The 18687-nt window shown below is 63.9% G+C and carries 17 protein-coding genes; 11 read left to right on the top strand and 6 right to left on the bottom strand.

Annotated features, from left to right (window positions below; genetic code table 11):
* Positions 1 to 3 precede the first annotated feature (3 nt).
* The 6 genes from Q0743_RS33585 to Q0743_RS33560 all read right to left on the bottom strand — a co-directional run bounded on the left by Q0743_RS33585 (position 4) and on the right by Q0743_RS33560 (position 6191).
* On the bottom strand, positions 4 to 852 hold the full coding sequence (locus Q0743_RS33585) for a transketolase (protein WP_298245692.1): 849 nt from the start codon (positions 850 to 852) through the stop codon (positions 4 to 6).
* Entirely contained in the window at positions 827 to 1864 is a 1038-nt protein-coding gene (locus Q0743_RS33580) for an aminoglycoside phosphotransferase family protein (protein WP_298245691.1), read from the bottom strand. The genes Q0743_RS33585 and Q0743_RS33580 overlap by 26 nt, the downstream gene beginning before the upstream one ends.
* Entirely contained in the window at positions 1861 to 2472 is a 612-nt protein-coding gene (locus Q0743_RS33575; RefSeq protein ID WP_298245690.1) for a hypothetical protein, read from the bottom strand. Before Q0743_RS33575 ends, Q0743_RS33580 begins: the two co-directional genes overlap by 4 nt.
* A gap of 5 nt (positions 2473 to 2477) precedes the next feature.
* On the bottom strand, positions 2478 to 3479 hold the full coding sequence (locus Q0743_RS33570; RefSeq protein ID WP_298245689.1) for an NAD(P)-dependent oxidoreductase: 1002 nt from the start codon (positions 3477 to 3479) through the stop codon (positions 2478 to 2480).
* A gap of 28 nt (positions 3480 to 3507) precedes the next feature.
* Positions 3508 to 5073, bottom strand: coding sequence for a PfkB family carbohydrate kinase (locus tag Q0743_RS33565; protein ID WP_298245688.1), 1566 nt, complete (start codon positions 5071 to 5073; stop codon positions 3508 to 3510).
* 101 nt (positions 5074 to 5174) lie between these two features.
* Positions 5175 to 6191: an SDR family oxidoreductase gene (locus Q0743_RS33560; protein WP_298245687.1), complete on the bottom strand. Its 1017-nt coding sequence runs from the start codon at positions 6189 to 6191 to the stop codon at positions 5175 to 5177.
* Between the two features lie 166 nt (positions 6192 to 6357).
* Here Q0743_RS33560 and Q0743_RS33555 point away from each other — a divergent pair, with 166 nt between their 5' ends.
* The 11 genes from Q0743_RS33555 to rpoB all read left to right on the top strand — a co-directional run.
* The gene (locus tag Q0743_RS33555) at positions 6358 to 6945 is read left to right on the top strand and encodes an SIS domain-containing protein (RefSeq protein WP_298245686.1); all 588 of its coding nucleotides are present in this window, start codon (positions 6358 to 6360) and stop codon (positions 6943 to 6945) included.
* Between the two features lie 13 nt (positions 6946 to 6958).
* Positions 6959 to 7978, top strand: a complete 1020-nt coding sequence (locus Q0743_RS33550) for a lysylphosphatidylglycerol synthase transmembrane domain-containing protein (protein WP_298245685.1) — start codon at positions 6959 to 6961, stop codon at positions 7976 to 7978.
* An 85-nt stretch (positions 7979 to 8063) separates the two neighbouring features.
* Complete coding sequence (locus Q0743_RS33545) at positions 8064 to 9332, top strand: class I SAM-dependent methyltransferase (protein ID WP_298245684.1); 1269 nt, start codon at positions 8064 to 8066, stop codon at positions 9330 to 9332.
* Between the two features lie 340 nt (positions 9333 to 9672).
* Positions 9673 to 9864, top strand: coding sequence for a preprotein translocase subunit SecE (secE, locus tag Q0743_RS33540; RefSeq protein WP_007602984.1), 192 nt, complete (start codon positions 9673 to 9675; stop codon positions 9862 to 9864).
* The gene (gene nusG / locus Q0743_RS33535) at positions 9864 to 10418 is read left to right on the top strand and encodes a transcription termination/antitermination protein NusG (RefSeq protein WP_007602985.1); all 555 of its coding nucleotides are present in this window, start codon (positions 9864 to 9866) and stop codon (positions 10416 to 10418) included. The genes secE and nusG overlap by 1 nt, the downstream gene beginning before the upstream one ends.
* A 219-nt stretch (positions 10419 to 10637) precedes the next feature.
* The gene (rplK, locus tag Q0743_RS33530; RefSeq protein ID WP_006611824.1) at positions 10638 to 11066 is read left to right on the top strand and encodes a 50S ribosomal protein L11; all 429 of its coding nucleotides are present in this window, start codon (positions 10638 to 10640) and stop codon (positions 11064 to 11066) included.
* 6 nt (positions 11067 to 11072) lie between these two features.
* Positions 11073 to 11765 carry a 50S ribosomal protein L1 gene (rplA, locus tag Q0743_RS33525; protein WP_063682741.1) on the top strand — a complete coding sequence of 231 codons (693 nt, stop codon included), beginning with the start codon at positions 11073 to 11075 and terminating at the stop codon, positions 11763 to 11765.
* Between the two features lie 89 nt (positions 11766 to 11854).
* Positions 11855 to 12808: a 2-hydroxyacid dehydrogenase gene (locus tag Q0743_RS33520; protein ID WP_298245683.1), complete on the top strand. Its 954-nt coding sequence runs from the start codon at positions 11855 to 11857 to the stop codon at positions 12806 to 12808.
* Between the two features lie 583 nt (positions 12809 to 13391).
* Positions 13392 to 13910, top strand: a complete 519-nt coding sequence (rplJ, locus tag Q0743_RS33515; protein ID WP_097658973.1) for a 50S ribosomal protein L10 — start codon at positions 13392 to 13394, stop codon at positions 13908 to 13910.
* 54 nt (positions 13911 to 13964) lie between these two features.
* Positions 13965 to 14342 (top strand): 50S ribosomal protein L7/L12, encoded by a 378-nt coding sequence (gene rplL, locus Q0743_RS33510; protein ID WP_061026886.1) that lies wholly within the window; start codon positions 13965 to 13967, stop codon positions 14340 to 14342.
* 471 nt (positions 14343 to 14813) lie between these two features.
* Positions 14814 to 18687: DNA-directed RNA polymerase subunit beta (rpoB, locus tag Q0743_RS33505; RefSeq protein WP_298245682.1), on the top strand; the 3874-nt coding region annotated here is incomplete at its 3' end.

The following is an 18687-nucleotide window of genomic DNA, read 5'->3' as shown; positions in this document are numbered from 1 at the left end:
CGATCAAAAATCGCCGACGGCGACGCGAATGGCGTCGAGCTCGCTGTCGGACAGCTTGTTCTTGTGATGCCAATCCGCGTTGGATTCCGCGGCCGGCAGACCCTTGCCCTTGACGGTATGGCAGATCACAGCGGTGGGCTTGCCAGAGACGGCCGGGACCTGCTTCAGCACGGTGCGCAGCGCGCCAACGTCGTGGCCGTTGACCTCCTGCACGGCGAAACCGAAGCTGCGCCACTTGTCCGCGAGCGGCTCCAGCGGCAGCACGTAGTCGGTCGGCCCGTAGCTCTGCAGCTTGTTGTAGTCGATCATCGCGACGAGGTTGTCGAGGCCGTGCTTGGCCGCGCCCATGGCGGCCTCCCACACCGATCCCTCGTTGATCTCGCCATCGCCGAGCAGGACGAAGGTCCGGTAGCTGCGCTCGCGCATGCGGGCAGCGAGCGCAAGGCCGACACCAATCGACAGCCCGTGTCCGAGCGCGCCGGTCGAGGCCTCGACGCCCGGCACCATGCCGTATTCGGGATGTCCGCCCAAAATGCTGTCAGAGCCGCAGAAGCCATCCAGCTCCGACAGCGGGAAGAAGCCGCGATCGGCGAGCAGCGCGTAGAGCGCGAGACAGCCGTGTCCCTTGCTGAGGATGGCGCGGTCGCGATGGGGATCCTGCGGGTTCTGCGGGTCGATCCGCAGCACGTCGTCGTAGAGCACGCGGACCATCTCGATCAGCGACAAGGCGGGACCAACATGGCCGCGTCCGGCCGAGCGGACAGAACCGAGGACCAGGCGGCGCAAGTAAAGACTGCGCTCGTCCAGCGTGCAGGTGAGGGCGGCTTCAGCGTGGGGTGAGATCTGGATCACGTTGGCAAATCGTTTGATGGAGCCGGTGGGCTTTGTCGAGCTGGCCGGCAAGGCGGACCGAGAGATCGCCACCTTGCGCAGCCAGGGCGCGCCGGGAGCGGCTTTCCGGCAAATAAGCATTCAGGACAATCAGGCACCAAATCGCCCCGAACACAGGATACAGTACGTCCCGGCGGATCGCAAACGCGTCATCCCTAGCCGCTAAGGCTTGCGTGAGGCGTTCGATGAGGCGATTCGCGCTCGTTGCGGGCAGATCGCTGCCGGGGTGGATCGCGGTATCGGACAGCAGTTTGACCGGATCGTCCCAGCCGAAATATTCGAAGTCGATGAAGCGCAGCCGGCCGTCTTCGCCGCGCAGCGCGTTGTGCAGTCCGAAATCTGACGGGCTCAACGCGCGATGCGCGGGTGCCAGGTCCGCTGCGGGGTCGAGTCCCAGTTCCGCATAGCGCTCGCGGAGCCGCCGAACGGCGGCGGCCGTGCTGGGAACCAGCCTGCCATCGATGAACGCGCGCAGGTCCGGATGGTCGCCCGAGGCCCGCCTCAAGCCGTCGAGGCGCTGCTCGTACTGGGCGATAGCCTCCTCGGGCGAAAAGATGCTGGCCGATGCGTTCCGCAAGGTCTGCGCGCCATCGGCATCGCGCAGCTTCTGCAATTCGATCAGGAAATCGGCCAGTTGGTCGGCATCGCCCTCCCGGGGATGCAGCACCGCCGCTTCGCCGTCGAACCATTGATAGAGCGCGCAGGACGCATCCGCGTCCTTGGCGATCGGCTGCGGCGTCGATGTCATGCCGTGGCGCGACAGAAACGACAGCGCGTCATATTCCTGCCCGAGGCGATCGCGTCCGTCGGCGGGATAATGCTTGAGTGCGAGGGGCGGGCCCTCCGCCATCTCCAGACGAAACACCCTGTTGTTGCCGCCGGACCGCGCCGGTTGAGCGGCCGCGACTCGTGCTCCAGCCAGGCGGCCGCCGATCGAGATCGCATCCTGCGCGCTCAGCTCCGGCTCGCTCATGGCGCGAACACTCCACGGCTTATATCGGCCCATGTCGCGCGCGGTTCACAATGAGCGGGATGAGGGGGCCGCGCTTGCGTGAACAGGATCGATCGCGTCGCCTTCGGAAAATGCGGCTGCTCGAAGACGTCGACGAGATCGTCGATGAAGATATCGAGATCGAGGCTCGCGAGGCGCTCGACCTTGGCGGCCATCGTGTCCTCGAAATAGACGTTGCCCGCGGCGACGGCCGCATCCGCAGCGTCGATCAGGCCGGCTCTCCGCAGCCAGCCGCGCGCGGCTTCACGCAGGTCGGTGTGATCGGGGTCCTGATGGCCGAACTGCGTCTTGTGGCTGACGATGTAGACGTTCGCGCCGGCCTTGCGGCAGCTTGCGAGAAACTCGCGCACCCCGGGGTAGATCTCGGCGCCGCCGATGCCCTTGCCGTAGACGAAGCCTTGCAGCCCTTGCCAGGCCAGCTCGCCGCCGGGGCGGGATCGCAGGAAATCCCGCAACTCGGTCTTCAGCCCCGCCCAGCCCTCGGGCACCAGCCCACGCTGGCGCGCGACGGCGGCAAAGACCTTGTCGTAGCAGATGATCGTGTTGTCGAAATCGATGCCGATCCGCACGCCGCTCACTTCAGGCTGATGTTCTGCATCATCTTGATGTTGAAGTACCGGGGATCGTTCAGCGAGTTCGGCAGGCGGCCGCCCCTGAAGGCGTCCACGAGGCCGGAGACGGCCTGCTCGATCGTGTGTGTCGGCGCAAATCCGAGCTCGCGGCGGATCTTCTCCGAGGAGACGTGGTACGAGCGCAGATCGTCGGTCGGCTCGACGGCGACCTCGACATTGTTGCCGACCACCGACTTGACGATGTCGGCGATCTTCATCAGCGCGTGGTTCTCGTAGCCGATGTTGTAGGTCTTGCCGTCGATCTTGGCGTCGTCCTGCTGGAGCAGGAACAGATAGGCCGCCGACATGTCCTGGATGTGCAGGTTCGGCCGCTTCTGCGTTCCGCCGAACACGCGGATGCGGCCGGTGTTGACCGCAAGGTTGGTCAGGATGTTGACGACGACGTCGAGCCGCTGCCGCGGAGCGTAGCCGCAGACCGTGGCGGGACGAACCGTGCAGGTGACGAAGCCGGAGGCGGCCTCGTCGGCGAGATCGGTCTCGCACATCGCCTTGAACTTCGAATAGTCGGTCAGCGGCTCGCAGGACAGCTCCTCGGTCACCTCGGCCTCGTCCTTGATGCCGTAGACGCTCGACGAGGAGGCGTAGATGAAGCGCTTGATGCCCGCCTTCTTGGCGGCGCGCACCATCGGGCGGAAGCAGTCGTAGTTGATGGACTTGCCGAGCCCCGGATCCAGCTCGAACGAGGGGTCGTTGGAGATGCAGGCGAGGTGGATCACCGCGTTGTTGCCGCGCAGCGCCTCGTTGATCGCGGCCTCATCGCGGATGTCGCCCTTGATCAGGCGAAGATTGGGATTGTCGCGAACGGCGTTGAAGACGTCCTCGCCGTACATGAAGAGGTCGAGCACGGTGACCTTGTGGCCCGCCGCCAGCAATTGGGGAACCAGCACGCTGCCGACGTAGCCGGCGCCACCGGTGACCATCACGTTCCATTTCTGATCAATCACTGTCGTTCTCCAGATTTTTCGATCGCGCTTACTTCAACAACGCGGTGACAAACTTGACCAGCGGCGCCTTCTCGACCGAGCTGCGGTGACCGACGATGCCGACCTTGATCGCGCCCGCCGCGTTGCCGATGAAGGCGACGTCCTCGATGTTGCCGCCGGCTGCTACCAGCGGCGCCGTAATGGTCAGGAAGGCGTCGCCGGCGCCGACCGTGTCGACGACGGTCTTGGTGAAGGCGGGCACGCGCGCGACGCCGGTCTTCGCCGAGAAGGGGTAGCAGCCGAAGGAGCCGTGCGTGATGATCATGTTGTCGCAATCGATCTTGCGGTGCAGGCCGTCCTCGATCACCGAGGCGATGTCGTTGAACTTGTCGGTGGCGGCAAGGCGCGCTTCCGGCGCGTCGATGCAGACGTAGTCGGCCTTCGGATACTTCGTGATCAGATTGTAGCCGTGGTTGCCGCTGTTGCTCTGGGCGTTGACGGCCAGGAACTTGGAGTTCGCGATCAGCGTGTCGATGGTGCTGGACGCGATCATGCCGTGACCGAAATCGGTGACGATGACCACGTCCGCACCGCGCACGCGCTCGGCGGTGACCTTGTCGATCTCCTTGCGCGCTGCTTCGTCGAGCGGCGTGTCGTCCATGGTGTAGACTTCGAACAGCTTGTGCAAATAGCCCATCTCGACGTACCGCAATTTGCGGGTCGTGGGACGGCCCTGGATGCGGATCGGCGTCAGCGTGACGTTCGGGCGCACATGCGCGCGGATGAACTCTTCGGGATAGTCGTTGCCGCCGAGCGTCGTGACGATCTCGACCGACTTGCAGAAGCTCGCGACGTGGTTGGCCGCGGCGATGACGCCGCCGGCAAACTGCTCGCCGTTCTTGAGCAGGGTCGCGACGATGTTCTCCTTTGACGCCTTTCCGAGCGCCGTGACGTACTGGTATTCGTCGATGATGGTGTCGCCGACCAGCACGACGTGCATGTCCTGGATCTTGTCGATCAGCTTCAGCAGCCTTTCGGCGCCACCGCTTTCGCGCACCTTCTGCAGGTAGTCGCGCAGAGGGGGGTCGTAGATGTCGAAATAGCGGTTCAGCAGGGTCGATGAGCTGAACGTCACGTCGCGCGTGAACACGATGCGGCCGCCATGGCGCTCGACGGCCTCGCGCTCGGTCGCGATCTTGCCGGTGACGTCGTCCTCGGGATTCTCGTAGTCCGAGCCCTTCACGTAGATGTCGGGGCGCACGGTATCGAGCACCGGCTCGGCACTCGATGTCTGGTTGATGCCGACCCAGTCGACCGTGCCGAGCGCAGCCAGCATCTCGGCGCGCATGTTCTCCGGGAAGATCGGCCGTCCCGGGCCCTTGTTGACGAAACGGTCGGCGGTGATGGTCACGATGACCACGTCAGCCTCGTTGCGCGCCGCCAGGATGTGCCGGACGTGACCGAGATGCACCAGGTCGAACACGCCGTGGCAGAGCGCGACGGTCAGGCCCTTCGCCTGCGCTGCGCGCGCAACGTCGCCGAGCTCCTCGACCGTCTTGATCTTGTCGTGCGGGGCCGGATGAACGGCCGGCTTGTCTTTCGGAGCATTACCCATGTGAATTACCCAAAGCGCCGGTAGGTCTCAGATGGCCGCCCGGAAATGATCGAATCGCAAGCAAGTTTATCCGGCGAACCTGTTCAAGAGCTTGCCCCTGTTCAAGAGCTCGCCTTCTGCGGTGCGCCGTTGTCGTCACCGAGATATTTGAACCAGTCCTTTGTGGCGTCGGCGATCTTGTCGACCGTCCACAGCGGCGCGTCCTTGTACTGATCCATCGATTTCAGCATCGTCGCAACGCCGTCCTCGAATTTCACCTTCGGCGTCCAGTTCAGGACCCGCTTGATCTCAGTGATGTCGGCGTAGGTGCAATCGGGCTCGCCGGGACGCTTGGGAATATGGACCTTGTCGCCGCCGAGCAGCTCGACCAGCCGGTTGACGCTGTAGGTGTTGTCCGAACCGACGTTGAGGATTTCGTGCGAGACGTCGGAGCGGGCGGCGGTGACGAAGGCGTCGGCGACGTCGCTCACGAAGGTGAAGTCGCGCGTCTGCTCGCCGTCGCCGACCACCGTGAAGGGCTTGCCGGCGAGCTTCTGCGCCATGAACACGCCGAACACGGCACCGTAGGTGCCGGTGGTGCGATGGCGCGGCCCATAGACATTGAACAGGCGCAGCGCGACCGCGGGCAGCTTGTAGACCTGGCACCAGTGCATGACGCACTGCTCGCCGAGATTCTTGGTAAGCGCGTAAGGGTACATCGGCCGGATCTCGGCGGTCTCCGGCGTCGGATAGACGTCGGGAATGCCGTAGCAGGACGACGATGCGGCGTAGACGAAGCGCTTGGCGCCGGCGTGCCGCGCCGCCTCGAGCACGTTGACCGTGCCGTCGACATTGGCGCGATGATACGGGATCGGGGACTCGATCGAAGGAACGATATCGGCGAGTGCGGCGAGGTGGAAAACCCAGTCGATCCCGTGGAAATACGGTTTGATCGATTCGAGGTCGGTGACGTCGGCCCGCACGACCTTCAGCTGGCTCGAATTGGCGCGCGAGGCCAGATTTTCCGGGCGGCCGATCACGAAATTATCGAGCGCGACCACTTCGTGGCCATCGTCGAGGAGGCGATCGACGAGGTGACTTCCGATGAAACCTGCGCCACCAGTAACAATGCATTTCATGGGGAACATCCGTGACGCGAATGCCCAGCGAAATAGGCCCGCCAATGTGTAAGTGAAACCCGAAAGCCGACTATCAGCCGCTCGCCGACTTTGCAAGCAATATACCTTTGCAATCCCTAGTAATAGCCGGTATCAGGGCTTCATGTTGCAGCAGAGCCGCCAGCCCATGCCCGTTGAGTCCGTCGATCCCGATCACAAGGCTTTCCTCGACGATTATGTGGGGCGCCTCCATCGTGCGACGGCGGTCGACGATCGCGTTTTCGCCCAGATCTCCGCCACGCGCGCGATCTGGTTGCGCGTGCGCGAGCAGGGCGGCCGCGTCATCTTCATCGGCAACGGCGGCTCCGCCGGCATCGCCTCGCATCTGGCGATCGATCTTGCCAAGAACGCATCGGTGCCCGCGCTCTGCTTCAGCGACGCGAGCATGATGTCGTGCCTCGCCAACGATTACGGGTTCGAGGATTGGATCGCACACGCCGTGCGGTTGAACGCCCGCGCCGGCGATTGCCTGGTCGCGATCAGCTCGTCGGGGCGCTCGAAGAACATCCTCAATGCGGTTGCGCAGGCGCGGTCGATGAAGCTCGACGTGATCACGCTGTCGGGGATGAATGCGGACAATCCCCTGCGCAATCTCGGCGACGTCAATTTCTTCGTCGACAGCCGCAGCTACAACATTGTCGAGACCACGCACCAGTTCTGGATGATGGCCGCGATCGACCTCGTCATCGGTCGTGCGGAATATCCGGCGTCCTGAGGCGAGGCATCCGATGCAGTCGCGGTTCAAGCAGGCGGCCCTGTTTTCGGTAAAGCTGCTGCTGTCGATCGCGGTGCTGGTCTACATCGCGCGCGGTCTCGATCTGCAGCGGTTGCGCAGCCATCTCGTTTCGGTCGATCCTTTGCTGTTCGTCCTCGCGCTGGCGCTGATCTTCTTCCAGACCTTCGTTCTCAACGGCCGCTGGGAGCTGATCATGCGCGCGCTCGGCGTGTCGCTGGACTGGCTCGCCGGCTGGCGGATCCTCATGATCAGCCTCTGGTTCAATCAGGTGTTGCCGTCTTCGGTCGGCGGTGACGCGGTTCGGATGTGGTTGCTGCGCCAGCGCGGCGTGCAGTGGCCGGAGGCGGTCAAGGGCGTTGCGGCCGACCGTTTCACGGCGTTGATCGGGCTGATCGCGCTGATGGTGGCCGGATTGCCGTTCCTGTTGTCTCGCGTATCCGATCAGGCCGCGATCCTGGCCATCGGCGGGCTGACGCTCGCCGGCGTCGCCGGTACCGTGGTGCTGTTGACGCTCGACCGTCTGCCGCAGCGGCTGATCGCCCATCGGGCGATCGCAAGCTTCGTCCGGTTCGGGGCGCTGGTCCGGTTTCTTCTTCTGCAGTCCGAGCGGCGCGCGTTGCTGTTCGGGTCGGCGCTGCTCATCCATCTCGTGACAGCGGCGGCCTGCTTCGCCCTGGCGCGCGGTGTCGGGGCACAGCTCTCGGTGGTCGATGCCGGCATCCTGATTCCGCCCGTGGTGCTGTTGACGGCGGTTCCGATCTCGATCAGCGGCTGGGGCGTTCGCGAGGGGGCGATGGTTGCCTGCCTCGGTCTGGCGGGTGTCCCTTCCGAGGAAGCGCTGTCGGTGTCGCTCCTGCTTGGCGCCATCAGCGTGATCATCGGGCTCGTCGGCGGCGCGATCTGGCTGGCAAGTCCGGAGCGCGGATCGTATTCAGCGGACAAGGCCGCGAAAGCGGCGGAGGAAGCTCCCAGCTATGACGGGCTGGGCAAGGAAGTCTCGAGCCATCCATGACCCGCTTGAGCCCGTTGCTGCCGGTCTGGTCTTCACGGGGTGGGATTGCCTCACCCGATCGCGTTTCTCATTTTTCGGTTCAACGATGAAAAACCTGTTCTACGTCCGCCACACCTGCCGCCTCTGTCACTCGGACAAGCAGGAGCTGGTCGTCCCGATGGCCGGCATGCCGATCGGCACCCCGAACTTCCAGGTCCCCGATGCCAGCGTCGACGATCCGGTGTTCCGCGCCGCGGTGCCGATGGCGCTGCATCTGTGCAGGGATTGCGGCCACCTCCAGATTCTCCATGTCGGCAACCCCGAGGTCCAGTACCGCAACTACGTCTACACGACCTCGCTCTCGCTCGGATTGCGCGAGCATTTCGCCGGCTATGCCAACGACGTCGTCAGCCGCTTCGGCATCGCGCCGGGCTCGCTGGTCGTCGAGCTCGGCAGCAACGACGGATCGCTGCTCGGCTTCTTCAGGGAGCGCGGCATGCGGGTGCTCGGTGTCGATCCCGCCGTTGAGATTGCCAAGCGCGCGACCGAGGCGGGGATCGAGACCATCGGCGATTTCTTCACCGATGCGATCGGTCACCGCATCCTGCAGAGCCACGGTGCGGCAAGCGTCGTGATCGCCAACAACATGATCGCCAATGTCGACAATCTTGATCCGCTCGTGATCGGCGTGCGCGACGTGCTCGCGCCCGACGGCCTGTTCGTGTTCGAAACGCAATACGGTGTCGATGTCACCGAGAAGAACCTGCTCGACACGGTCTATCACGAGCATCTGTCCTATTTTAACATCAAGCCGCTGATCCGCTTCTTTGCCCGGCTCGGCATGGAGCTGATCGACGTCCAGCACATCTGGACCAAGGGCGGCTCGATCCGCGTCACCGTGCAGCGCGCGGGCGGGGCCAAGAAGCCCTCGGCTGAAGTCGCGCGGTTCGTCGCCGAGGAAGAGCGGCTCGGTGTCGATCAGCCGGCCTATTATGCGCCCTACGTGAAGCGGATCGCCGCCATCCGCGACGAGCTGGTCGCGATGGCCGACGCCGCGCATGCGCGCGGTCAGCTGGTCGCCGGCTATGGCGTGTCCGTGGGCACCACGACGCTGCTGCCGCAGTTCGGCCTGGAGAACAAGATCGACTTCCTGGTGGACGACGACCCCAAGAAGGGCAACGTGATGGCAGGTCCCGGTTACGACATCCCGATCCTGCCGCCGGCGGCCCTGTACGAGCGCAAGCCGGCGTTCGTCGTGGTCTTCGCCTGGCGCTATGTCGACCCGATCCGGGCCAAGCACGCCCGCTATTTCGCCGAAGGCGGCAAGTTCGTGGTGCCGTTGCCGGGCATTTCCATGGTCGACCGGGCCGACTGACGATCGCCCGGGCCGCCGCCAGCACGAGGAGGGCGGCCCGGCCGGTTCAGGCGGTCGGCCGGTTAAGCCGTTGATTCGCATGAGCTCCGGCGGGGGCCGCCACGGGTGAGGGGAGGTCGGGCCGGCGCGCCGCTACCTTGACGTTTGGTCTCATCCGCAGTAGATACCCCGCACTCGCTGCCGGCCCGTTAGACGCGGATCTCCGGCGCGGCTTTGAAATCCCCGAACAATCGAGCCCGGATTCCGGCTCATCCTTCGAGACAGAGGGCTGGGCCAACGGCGGCTGTTCGGATCCCCGAAATTCATGCGCGTCCGGCGACGGACGTTGGACATTCACACGATGGCAGTCAGCCCGTTCAAGTTCTTGCAGGAAGTGCGCTCGGAGACCGCCAAGGTCACCTGGCCGACCCGTCGCGAGACCACGATCACCACCATCATGGTGTTCGTGATGGTCGCCGTGGCCTCGATCTTCTTCTTCGCCGCCGACCAGATCATCCGTGTCCTCATCACCTTCCTTCTGGGCATCCACTGATGGCAACCGCAACCGCTCAACTGTCCGACAAGCGCTGGTACATCGTCCACGCCTATTCGAACTTCGAAAAGAAGGTCGCCGAATCCATCCGCGAGCAGGCCAAGCAGCGCGGGCTCGAGGAGCTGTTCGAGCTGGTGCTGGTGCCGACCGAGAAGGTCACGGAAGTGCGCCGCGGCCGCAAGATCGACGCCGAGCGCAAGTTCTTCCCCGGCTACGTGCTGGTGAAGATGAAGCTGACCGACGAGGCGTTTCATCTGATCAAGAACACGCCGAAGGTCACGGGCTTCCTCGGCGCTGAAAACAAGCCGATGCCGATCTCGGAAGCCGAAGCCATGCGGATCCTGCACCAGGTGCAGGAGGGCGTGGAACGGCCGAAGGCTTCGGTGTCGTTCGAGATCGGCGAGAACGTGCGCGTGGCCGATGGCCCGTTCGCCTCGTTCTCGGGCGTTGTCGAGGAAATCGACGAGGCGCGCTCGCGCGTGAAGGTCGCGGTGTCGATCTTCGGTCGCGCAACGCCCGTCGAACTGGAATTCGGTCAGGTCGAGAAGGTCTGATCGTTCGTCATTGCCGGGCTTGACCCGGCAATCCATCTCCTTCGCGGGAAGTCTTGCGAAGATTGATGGATGCCCGGGGCAGGCCCGGGCATGACAAAAGTGGAGGCGGCGACGCCTCTAAAGAGAGGCCGTGGGAGGACGAGGGCGGTTGCCAGCCGCTCGAGGTCCCCACCACGAACCTGAAACCGCCGGCAGTCGCCGGCACAACAGGAGTGATACATGGCAAAGAAAGTGACCGGATACCTGAAGCTTCAGGTCCCGGCCGGTGCGGCGAATCCCTCGCCCCCGATCGGTCCCGCGCTCGGTCAGCGCGGTCTCAACATCATGGAGTTCTGCAAGGCGTTCAACGCGCAGACCCAGAAGGAAGAGAAGAACACCCCGATTCCCGTCGTGATCACGATCTACGCCGATCGTTCGTTCACGTTCGAGATGAAGACCCCCCCGATGTCCTTCTTCCTCAAGCAGGCTGCCAAGATCCAGTCCGGCTCGAAGGCGCCGGGCCGTGACAAGGCCGGCAAGGTGACCAAGGCGCAGGTGCGCGAGATCGCCGAGAAGAAGATGAAGGATCTCAATTGCGACTCGATCGAGTCGGCCATGAAGATGGTCGAGGGCTCTGCCCGTTCGATGGGTCTGGAAGTGGCGGGGTAAGCGGTCATGGCAATCGGAAAGCGTTTGAACAAAGCCCGCGAAGGTGTTGACCGCGAAAAGCTTTATCCGCTCGCGGACGCCATCAAGATGGTCAAGGAACGCGCGAAAGCGAAGTTCGACGAGACCATCGAGGTCGCGATCAATCTCGGCGTCGATCCGCGTCACGCCGACCAGATGGTCCGCGGCGTCGTGACCCTGCCGAACGGCACCGGCCGTACGCTCCGCGTCGGCGTGTTCGCCCGCGGCGCCAAGGCCGATGAAGCCAAGGCCGCCGGTGCCGACGTCGTCGGCGCCGAAGATCTGGTCGAGAAGGTGCAGAACGGCGCGATCGATTTCGACCGCTGCATCGCCACCCCCGACATGATGCCGCTGGTCGGCCGCCTCGGTAAGGTGCTCGGCCCGCGCGGCCTGATGCCGAACCCGAAGATCGGCACCGTGACCATGGACGTCACCGGTGCGGTGAAGGGTGCCAAGGGTGGCTCGGTCGAGTTCCGCGTCGAGAAGGCCGGCATCCTGCAGGCCGGCGTCGGCAAGGCCTCGTTCTCCGAGGAGAAGCTGGTCGAGAACATCAAGGCCCTGGCCGATGCCGTCTCGAAGGCGAAGCCCGCGGGCTCCAAGGGCACCTACATCCAGCGCGTTGCGGTGTCCTCGACGATGGGCCCCGGCGTGAAGGTCGAGCCGGGCACCATTCTCGGCTAAGTCTGGAAATTGCATGAGGCGAGGGGCGGAATTGGGCAACCGATTCCGCCCCTCATCGTTTGTGAAGGCGCTCACTGGAAACAACAACAATGGCTGACAAGGTCCTGATCTATTCGCGCTTTCCCAAGACCATGATGGCGCGCTTCGCCGAGCGGTTCGAGCTGCTCGATACCGGCGGCAAGAAGGCAACGGAGGCGTTTTCCGCCGACGAGCTCGGCGGCATCCGTGCGCTGCTGACCGCCGGTGGCTCGCCGCTCGGTGCGGAGGCGATGGACCTGTTTCCGAAGCTCGGCGCCATCGTCTGCTACGGCACCGGCTATGACGGCGTCGACCTGAACGCTGCCGCCGCGCGCAACATTACGGTCGCCCACAGCCCCGGCGCCAACGCCGCCTCTGTCGCCGACATCGCGATGACGCTGATGCTGGCGACGACCCGCCGGATCCTGGTCGCCGACCAGTATGTCCGCAGCGGTGACTGGGCCGCCTCGAAGCAGTCGCCGATGATGCGCCCGCAGGCCGGCATGCCCGGCCGCCGCATCGGCGTCTACGGCATGGGCGAGATCGGCCGTAAGATCGCCGCCCGCTGCGCCGCCTTCGAGAGCGAGGTCGGCTATTTCAGCCGCACCAAATACGATCTGCCCTATCAATATTTCCCGACCCTGGAGGCGCTCGCCGACTGGTGCAGCGTGCTGATGATCGCGGTACGAGCAGGGGCCGAGACCCAGCACGCCGTCAACGCCGATATCCTGAAGCGGCTCGGAGCGGACGGCTATGTCGTCAACATCTCCCGCGGCTCTGTCATCGACGAGAAGGCCCTGGTCGCGGCCCTCACCGACAAGACCATCGCCGGCGCCGGCCTCGACGTGTTCGAGAAGGAACCGCACGCCCCCGACGCCCTGACCGCGCTCCCGAACGTGGTGTTCGCCCCCCACATCGGCGGCCACACCCTCGAATCGCACGTGGCCATGCAGGGCTGCGTGCTGGCGAACCTGACCGCCTTCTTCGAGGGCAAGCCGTTGCCTTATGCGGTCAAATCGGCCTGAATCGGTCCTTATCGGCTCGCCTCAAGCCCCGCCGGCAACGGATTGGAACTGGTGTGAATTTTGCTCTTGGCAAGCAGGCCTCGAGCGGTTAAAGAACCGCTTCCGGACGTGCCGGCCTCGGCTGGCGCGTTCGTGCACGCATTCCGAAAACCCGATACGACAGGAGATTATTCCTTTTCAGGACGTCCGCAAGGATTTGCCCGAAAAGGAAGGAAAACCCGTCAGTTGGTGGGATGCGGGCAAGGGTCGGGCGGTTCGCCGGCTGACCTTGTCCTGTCCAAGACTGCAGGCGCCCGTGGGAAGTTTCGATTTCTCAAAGGCTTAATCGCATGGCCTGCATAGACGGGTGAAGACCGGATTTCACTTCGCCTTCCACCTTAACGGTGGTTGCGGAAAGGGTCTGGTTCGGACCTCGACACGCCGTGGGCTTTCACCAGCTCCCGGAGGGCAGGCTTTGAATTGTCGTCTCGCCCGGCGCGTGTCCTCAGGGTTTGGGCCCCGAGGTTCAGGTTTTGGGTGGGACGATGGGTGCAACCCGGCGGTCCCGCTTTTCGCGATGACCGCCAACCGGAAAGAGCTTGCTGTGGAACGAGCGGCAAAAAAGGACGCGGTCGAACAGCTCAATGGGGTCTTCAAGACCACGAGCGTCGCGATCGTTGCTCAATATTCCGGCCTGACCGTTGCCCAGATGCAGAAGCTGCGGACGCAGATGAAGCAGGCTGGCGCCTCGGTGAAGGTCTCGAAGAACCGTCTCGCCAAAATTGCTCTTGAAGGCACTGACGTCGTTGCCATCGGTCCCATGCTGAAGGGACCGACCGTGATCGCCACTTCGAACGATCCGGTAGCGGCGCCAAAGGTCGCCGTCGAATTCGCCAAGGCGAACGAAAAGTTCGTCATCGTTGGCGGTTCGATGGGGAAGACCGTCCTGAATGTCGACGGCGTGAAGGCACTTGCCTCGCTGCCGTCGCTTGACGAACTGCGCGGCAAGATCGTCGGCCTCATCGTGGCCCCGGCGACCAAGCTGGCCCAGCTCGCCAATGCGCCCGCGGGCAAGCTCGCGCGCGTCATCCAGGCTCATGCCTCAAAGGGCGAAGCGGCCTGACGCCCTTCGCAAAACTCAAACCCGAACCAGACTTACACCTAAGGAAACTGAACAATGGCTGACTTGCAGAAGATCGTTGACGACCTCTCGAGCCTCACCGTGCTCGAAGCCGCTGAACTCGCGAAGCTCCTCGAAGAGAAGTGGGGCGTTTCGGCTGCCGCGGCTGTCGCCGTGGCCGGCCCGGCTGGCGGTGGCGCTGCCGCTGCTCCGGCGGAAGAGAAGACCGAGTTCACGGTCGTTCTCGCCTCGGCTGGCGACAAGAAGATCGAGGTCATCAAGGAAGTCCGCGCCATCACCGGTCTCGGCCTGAAGGAAGCAAAGGACCTCGTCGAGGGTGCTCCGAAGCCGCTGAAGGAAGGCGTGAACAAGGAAGAAGCCGAGAAGATCAAGGCCCAGATCGAGAAGGCTGGCGCCAAGGTCGAGCTCAAGTAAGCACTGCTTACTGGCGCGGGATCCCGGGCGGAGCGCCCGGGATCCCAGTCCGCTATCGAGGCGGGCAGATGCAAAAGGCGTGCGACGGAACATCCCGACGCGAGCCGAACACGAAAAAGTGTGGGGATTTGCGGGTTTAACCCTCGAATCTGCACTATTGTCGCCCCATATCGGGTCGGCAGCACGAAAGCGCGGTGGGCAGGGAGGCCGGATTTCCCTGTAAGCCGTTGGGAGAGCAGGCTATTTCGGGCTTTTGCAGTCCGTGAAGACGATCGTTGTGACGGGCGGGCGCGCCTATGCGCCCCGCGCGTCGTTTTGCGTTTTGAAGGTCTGAAGAACAGATTCAGGACATTCCGGCCTGAAACTGAGTTTCCGACCCCCAAGACGGGTTCGAAAAATTCAACCCGGGGAGCGGTGGCAGCCGCGTTCCGGACGGCGCGCCCAGAGCGGGCGACGAAATGAGAGGCCACGATGGCGCAGCAGACATTCACCGGTCGCAAACGCGTTCGCAAGTTCTTCGGACACATCAAGGAAGTCGCCGAGATGCCGAACCTCATCGAGGTTCAGAAGGCGTCCTATGACCAGTTCCTGATGGTCGACGAACCCGCGGGTGGTCGCCTCGACGAGGGCCTGCAGGCGGTGTTCCGCTCGGTGTTCCCGATCTCCGATTTCTCGGGCACCTCGATGCTGGAATTCGTCCGCTACGAGTTCGAGCAGCCGAAATACGACGTCGACGAGTGCCGCCAGCGCGGCATGACCTTCGCGGCTCCCCTCAAGGTGACGCTGCGCCTCATCGTGTTCGATATCGACGAGGAAACCGGCGCGAAGTCGGTGAAGGACATCAAGGAGCAGGACGTCTACATGGGCGACATCCCGCTCATGACGATGAACGGCACCTTCATCGTCAACGGCACCGAGCGCGTCATCGTCTCGCAGATGCACCGTTCGCCCGGCGTGTTCTTCGACCACGACAAGGGCAAGACCCATTCTTCGGGCAAGCTGCTGTTCGCCGCCCGCGTGATCCCGTATCGCGGCTCCTGGCTCGACATCGAGTTCGACGCCAAGGACATCGTCTATGCGCGTATCGACCGTCGCCGCAAGATTCCGGTGACGTCGCTGATGTTCGCCCTCGGCCTCGACGGCGAGGCGATCCTGTCCACGTTCTACAAGAAGATCCTCTACAAGCGGACCAAGGAGGGCTGGCGCGTTCCGTTCGACGCCAACCGTTTCCGCGGCTACTCGACCGTCAACGACCTGATCGACGCCGACACCGGCAAGGTCGTGCTCGAGGCCGGCAAGAAGCTCACCGTCCGTGCCGCCCGCCAGCTCCAGGAAAAGGGGCTGAAGGCGCTGCGCATGTCCGATGAGGAACTGGTCGGCAACTACATCGCCGAGGACCTCGTCAACCCGAAGACCGGTGAGATCCACGCCGAAGCCGGTGAGGAAATCACCGACAAGTCGATGAAGGTGCTCAACGAGCACGGCTACAAGGAATTGCCGCTGCTCGACATCGACCACGTCAATGTCGGTCCCTACATCCGCAACACGCTCTCGGCGGACAAGAACATGACGCGTGAAGACGCGCTGTTCGACATCTACCGCGTGATGCGTCCGGGCGAGCCGCCGACGCTGGATTCGGCGCAGGCCATGTTCCAGTCGCTGTTCTTCGATGCCGAGCGTTACGACCTCTCCGCGGTCGGCCGCGTCAAGATGAACATGCGCCTCGACCTCGATGCGCCCGACACCCAGCGCACGCTGCGCAAGGAAGACATCCTCTCCGTCATCAAGACGCTGGTGGATTTGCGCGACGGCAAGGGCGAGATCGACGACATCGACCATCTCGGCAACCGCCGTGTGCGCTCGGTCGGCGAGCTCATGGAGAACCAGTACCGCATCGGCCTGCTGCGCATGGAGCGCGCGATCAAGGAGCGCATGTCCTCGGTCGACATCGACACGGTCATGCCGCAGGACCTGATCAACGCGAAACCGGCCGCCGCTGCCGTGCGAGAATTCTTCGGCTCCTCGCAGCTCTCGCAGTTCATGGACCAGACCAACCCGCTCAGCGAGATCACCCACAAGCGCCGCCTGTCGGCCCTTGGACCGGGCGGTCTGACCCGCGAGCGCGCCGGCTTCGAAGTCCGCGACGTGCATCCGACGCATTACGGCCGCATCTGCCCGATCGAGACGCCGGAAGGTCCGAACATCGGCCTGATCAACTCGCTCGCGACGTTCGCGCGCGTGAACAAGTACGGCTTCGTCGAGACGCCGTACCGCAAGGTCAAGGACGGTCGCGTCACCGACGAGGTCGTGTACCTCTCGGCGATGGAGGAGGGCCGCTACACGGTCGCGCAGGCCAACGTGCCGCTCGACCCGAAGGGCCGCTTCACCGAAGACCTCGTGGTCTGCCGTCACGCCGGCGAAGTCTTGCCGGTGACGCCGGACAAGGTCGACTACATGGACGTGTCGCCGAAGCAGCTCGTTTCGGTTGCCGCGGCGCTGATCCCGTTCCTCGAGAACGACGACGCCAACCGCGCGCTGATGGGCTCGAACATGCAGCGCCAGGCGGTGCCGCTGGTTCGCGCCGAGGCGCCGTTCGTCGGTACCGGCATGGAAGGCGTGGTTGCGCGTGACTCGGGCGCCGCGATCGCGGCGCGCCGTTCGGGCGTGATCGACCAGATCGACGCCACCCGCGTCGTCATCCGCGCCACGGAAGATCTCGATCCGACCAAGTCGGGCGTCGATATCTACCGTCTGATGAAGTACCAGCGCTCCAACCAGTCGACCTGCATCAACCAGCGTCCGCTGGTGAAGGTCGGCGACATCGTCAAGAAGGGCGACATCATCGCCGACGGTCCGTCGACCGATCTCGGCGAGCTCGCGCTCGGCCGTAACGTGCTCGTCGCGTTCATGCCGTGGAACGGCTACAACTTCGAAGACTCGATCCTGCTCTCCGAGCGGATCGTGAAGGAAGACGTCTTCACCTCGATCCACATCGAGGAGTTCGAGGTGATGGCCCGCGACACCAAGCTCGGACCTGAGGAAATCACCCGCGACATTCCGAACGTTTCGGAAGAAGCGCTGAAGAACCTCGACGAAGCCGGTATCGTCTACATCGGCGCGGAAGTGCGCGCCGGCGACATCCTGGTCGGCAAGATCACGCCGAAGGGCGAGAGCCCGATGACGCCGGAAGAAAAGCTCCTGCGCGCCATCTTCGGCGAGAAGGCTTCCGACGTTCGCGATACCTCGCTGCGCGTTCCCCCGGGCGTGCAGGGCACGATCGTGGAAGTCCGCGTGTTCAACCGTCACGGCGTCGATAAGGACGAGCGCGCGCTGGCGATCGAGCGGGAAGAGATCGAGCGTCTGGCCAAGGACCGCGACGACGAGCAGGCGATCCTGGACCGCAACGTCTACAACCGTCTTGCCGAGCTCCTCGAGGGACGGCAGGGTATCGCCGGCCCCAAGGGCTTCAAGAAGGACACCAAGATCACCCGTGCGGTGCTCGAGGAGTACCCGAAGTCGCAGTGGTGGCTGTTCGCTTCGCCCAACGACAAGCTGATGGCCGAGATCGAGGCCATGCGGAAGCAGTACGACGAGTCGAAGAAGGGGCTCGAGCAGCGCTTCCTCGACAAGGTCGAGAAGCTGCAGCGCGGCGACGAGTTGCCGCCCGGCGTGATGAAGATGGTCAAGGTCTTCGTCGCGGTGAAGCGCAAGATCCAGCCCGGCGACAAGATGGCCGGCCGCCACGGCAACAAGGGCGTGGTGTCGAAGATCGTGCCGATCGAGGACATGCCGTTCCTCGAAGACGGCACGCACGCCGACATCGTGCTCAATCCGCTGGGCGTGCCCTCGCGCATGAACGTCGGACAGATCCTCGAGACCCATCTCGGCTGGGCCTGTGCCGGCCTCGGCAAGCGTATCGGCCAGACGGTCGATGCCTATTTGTCGAAGCAGGACATCAAGCCGCTGAAGGAAACCTTGAAGAAGGTCTACGGCGAGGACGAGACGATCAAGACGCTCAACGACAACGAGCTGATTGAACTCGGCCATAACCTCAGCCGTGGCGTGCCGATCGCAACGCCGGTGTTCGACGGCGCCAAGGAAGCCGACATCGAGGAGATGCTGAAGCTTGCCGGTCTCGATGCGTCGGGCCAGTCGACCGTCTATGACGGCCGCACCGGCGATGCGTTCGATCGCAAGGTGACGGTGGGTTACATCTACATGCTCAAGCTGCACCATCTGGTCGACGACAAGATCCACGCGCGTTCGATCGGTCCGTACTCGCTCGTCACCCAGCAGCCGCTGGGCGGCAAGGCGCAGTTCGGCGGCCAGCGCTTCGGCGAAATGG

The organism is uncultured Bradyrhizobium sp. (assembly GCF_936943645.1).
GTDB lineage: Bacteria > Pseudomonadota > Alphaproteobacteria > Rhizobiales > Xanthobacteraceae > Bradyrhizobium.
The sequence above is the reverse complement of the archived record's forward strand: the minus strand, read 5'-3'. Positions and strand labels throughout refer to the sequence as shown.

Bases quoted from the DNA above. Each gene is read 5' to 3' on its own strand.
- Q0743_RS33550 (WP_298245685.1), top strand. From the start codon at position 6,959: ATGCAGTCGCGGTTCAAGCAGGCGGCCCTGTTTTCGGTAAAGCTGCTG.
- Q0743_RS33560 (WP_298245687.1), bottom strand. From the start codon at position 6,191: ATGAAATGCATTGTTACTGGTGGCGCAGGTTTCATCGGAAGTCACCTC.
- Q0743_RS33580 (WP_298245691.1), bottom strand. From the start codon at position 1,864: ATGAGCGAGCCGGAGCTGAGCGCGCAGGATGCGATCTCGATCGGCGGC.
- Q0743_RS33545 (WP_298245684.1), top strand. From the start codon at position 8,064: ATGAAAAACCTGTTCTACGTCCGCCACACCTGCCGCCTCTGTCACTCG.
- Q0743_RS33565 (WP_298245688.1), bottom strand. From the start codon at position 5,073: ATGGGTAATGCTCCGAAAGACAAGCCGGCCGTTCATCCGGCCCCGCAC.
- Q0743_RS33555 (WP_298245686.1), top strand. From the start codon at position 6,358: ATGCCCGTTGAGTCCGTCGATCCCGATCACAAGGCTTTCCTCGACGAT.
- Q0743_RS33520 (WP_298245683.1), top strand. From the start codon at position 11,855: ATGGCTGACAAGGTCCTGATCTATTCGCGCTTTCCCAAGACCATGATG.
- rplK (WP_006611824.1), top strand. From the start codon at position 10,638: ATGGCAAAGAAAGTGACCGGATACCTGAAGCTTCAGGTCCCGGCCGGT.
- rplL (WP_061026886.1), top strand. From the start codon at position 13,965: ATGGCTGACTTGCAGAAGATCGTTGACGACCTCTCGAGCCTCACCGTG.
- nusG (WP_007602985.1), top strand. From the start codon at position 9,864: ATGGCAACCGCAACCGCTCAACTGTCCGACAAGCGCTGGTACATCGTC.
- secE (WP_007602984.1), top strand. From the start codon at position 9,673: ATGGCAGTCAGCCCGTTCAAGTTCTTGCAGGAAGTGCGCTCGGAGACC.
- rplA (WP_063682741.1), top strand. From the start codon at position 11,073: ATGGCAATCGGAAAGCGTTTGAACAAAGCCCGCGAAGGTGTTGACCGC.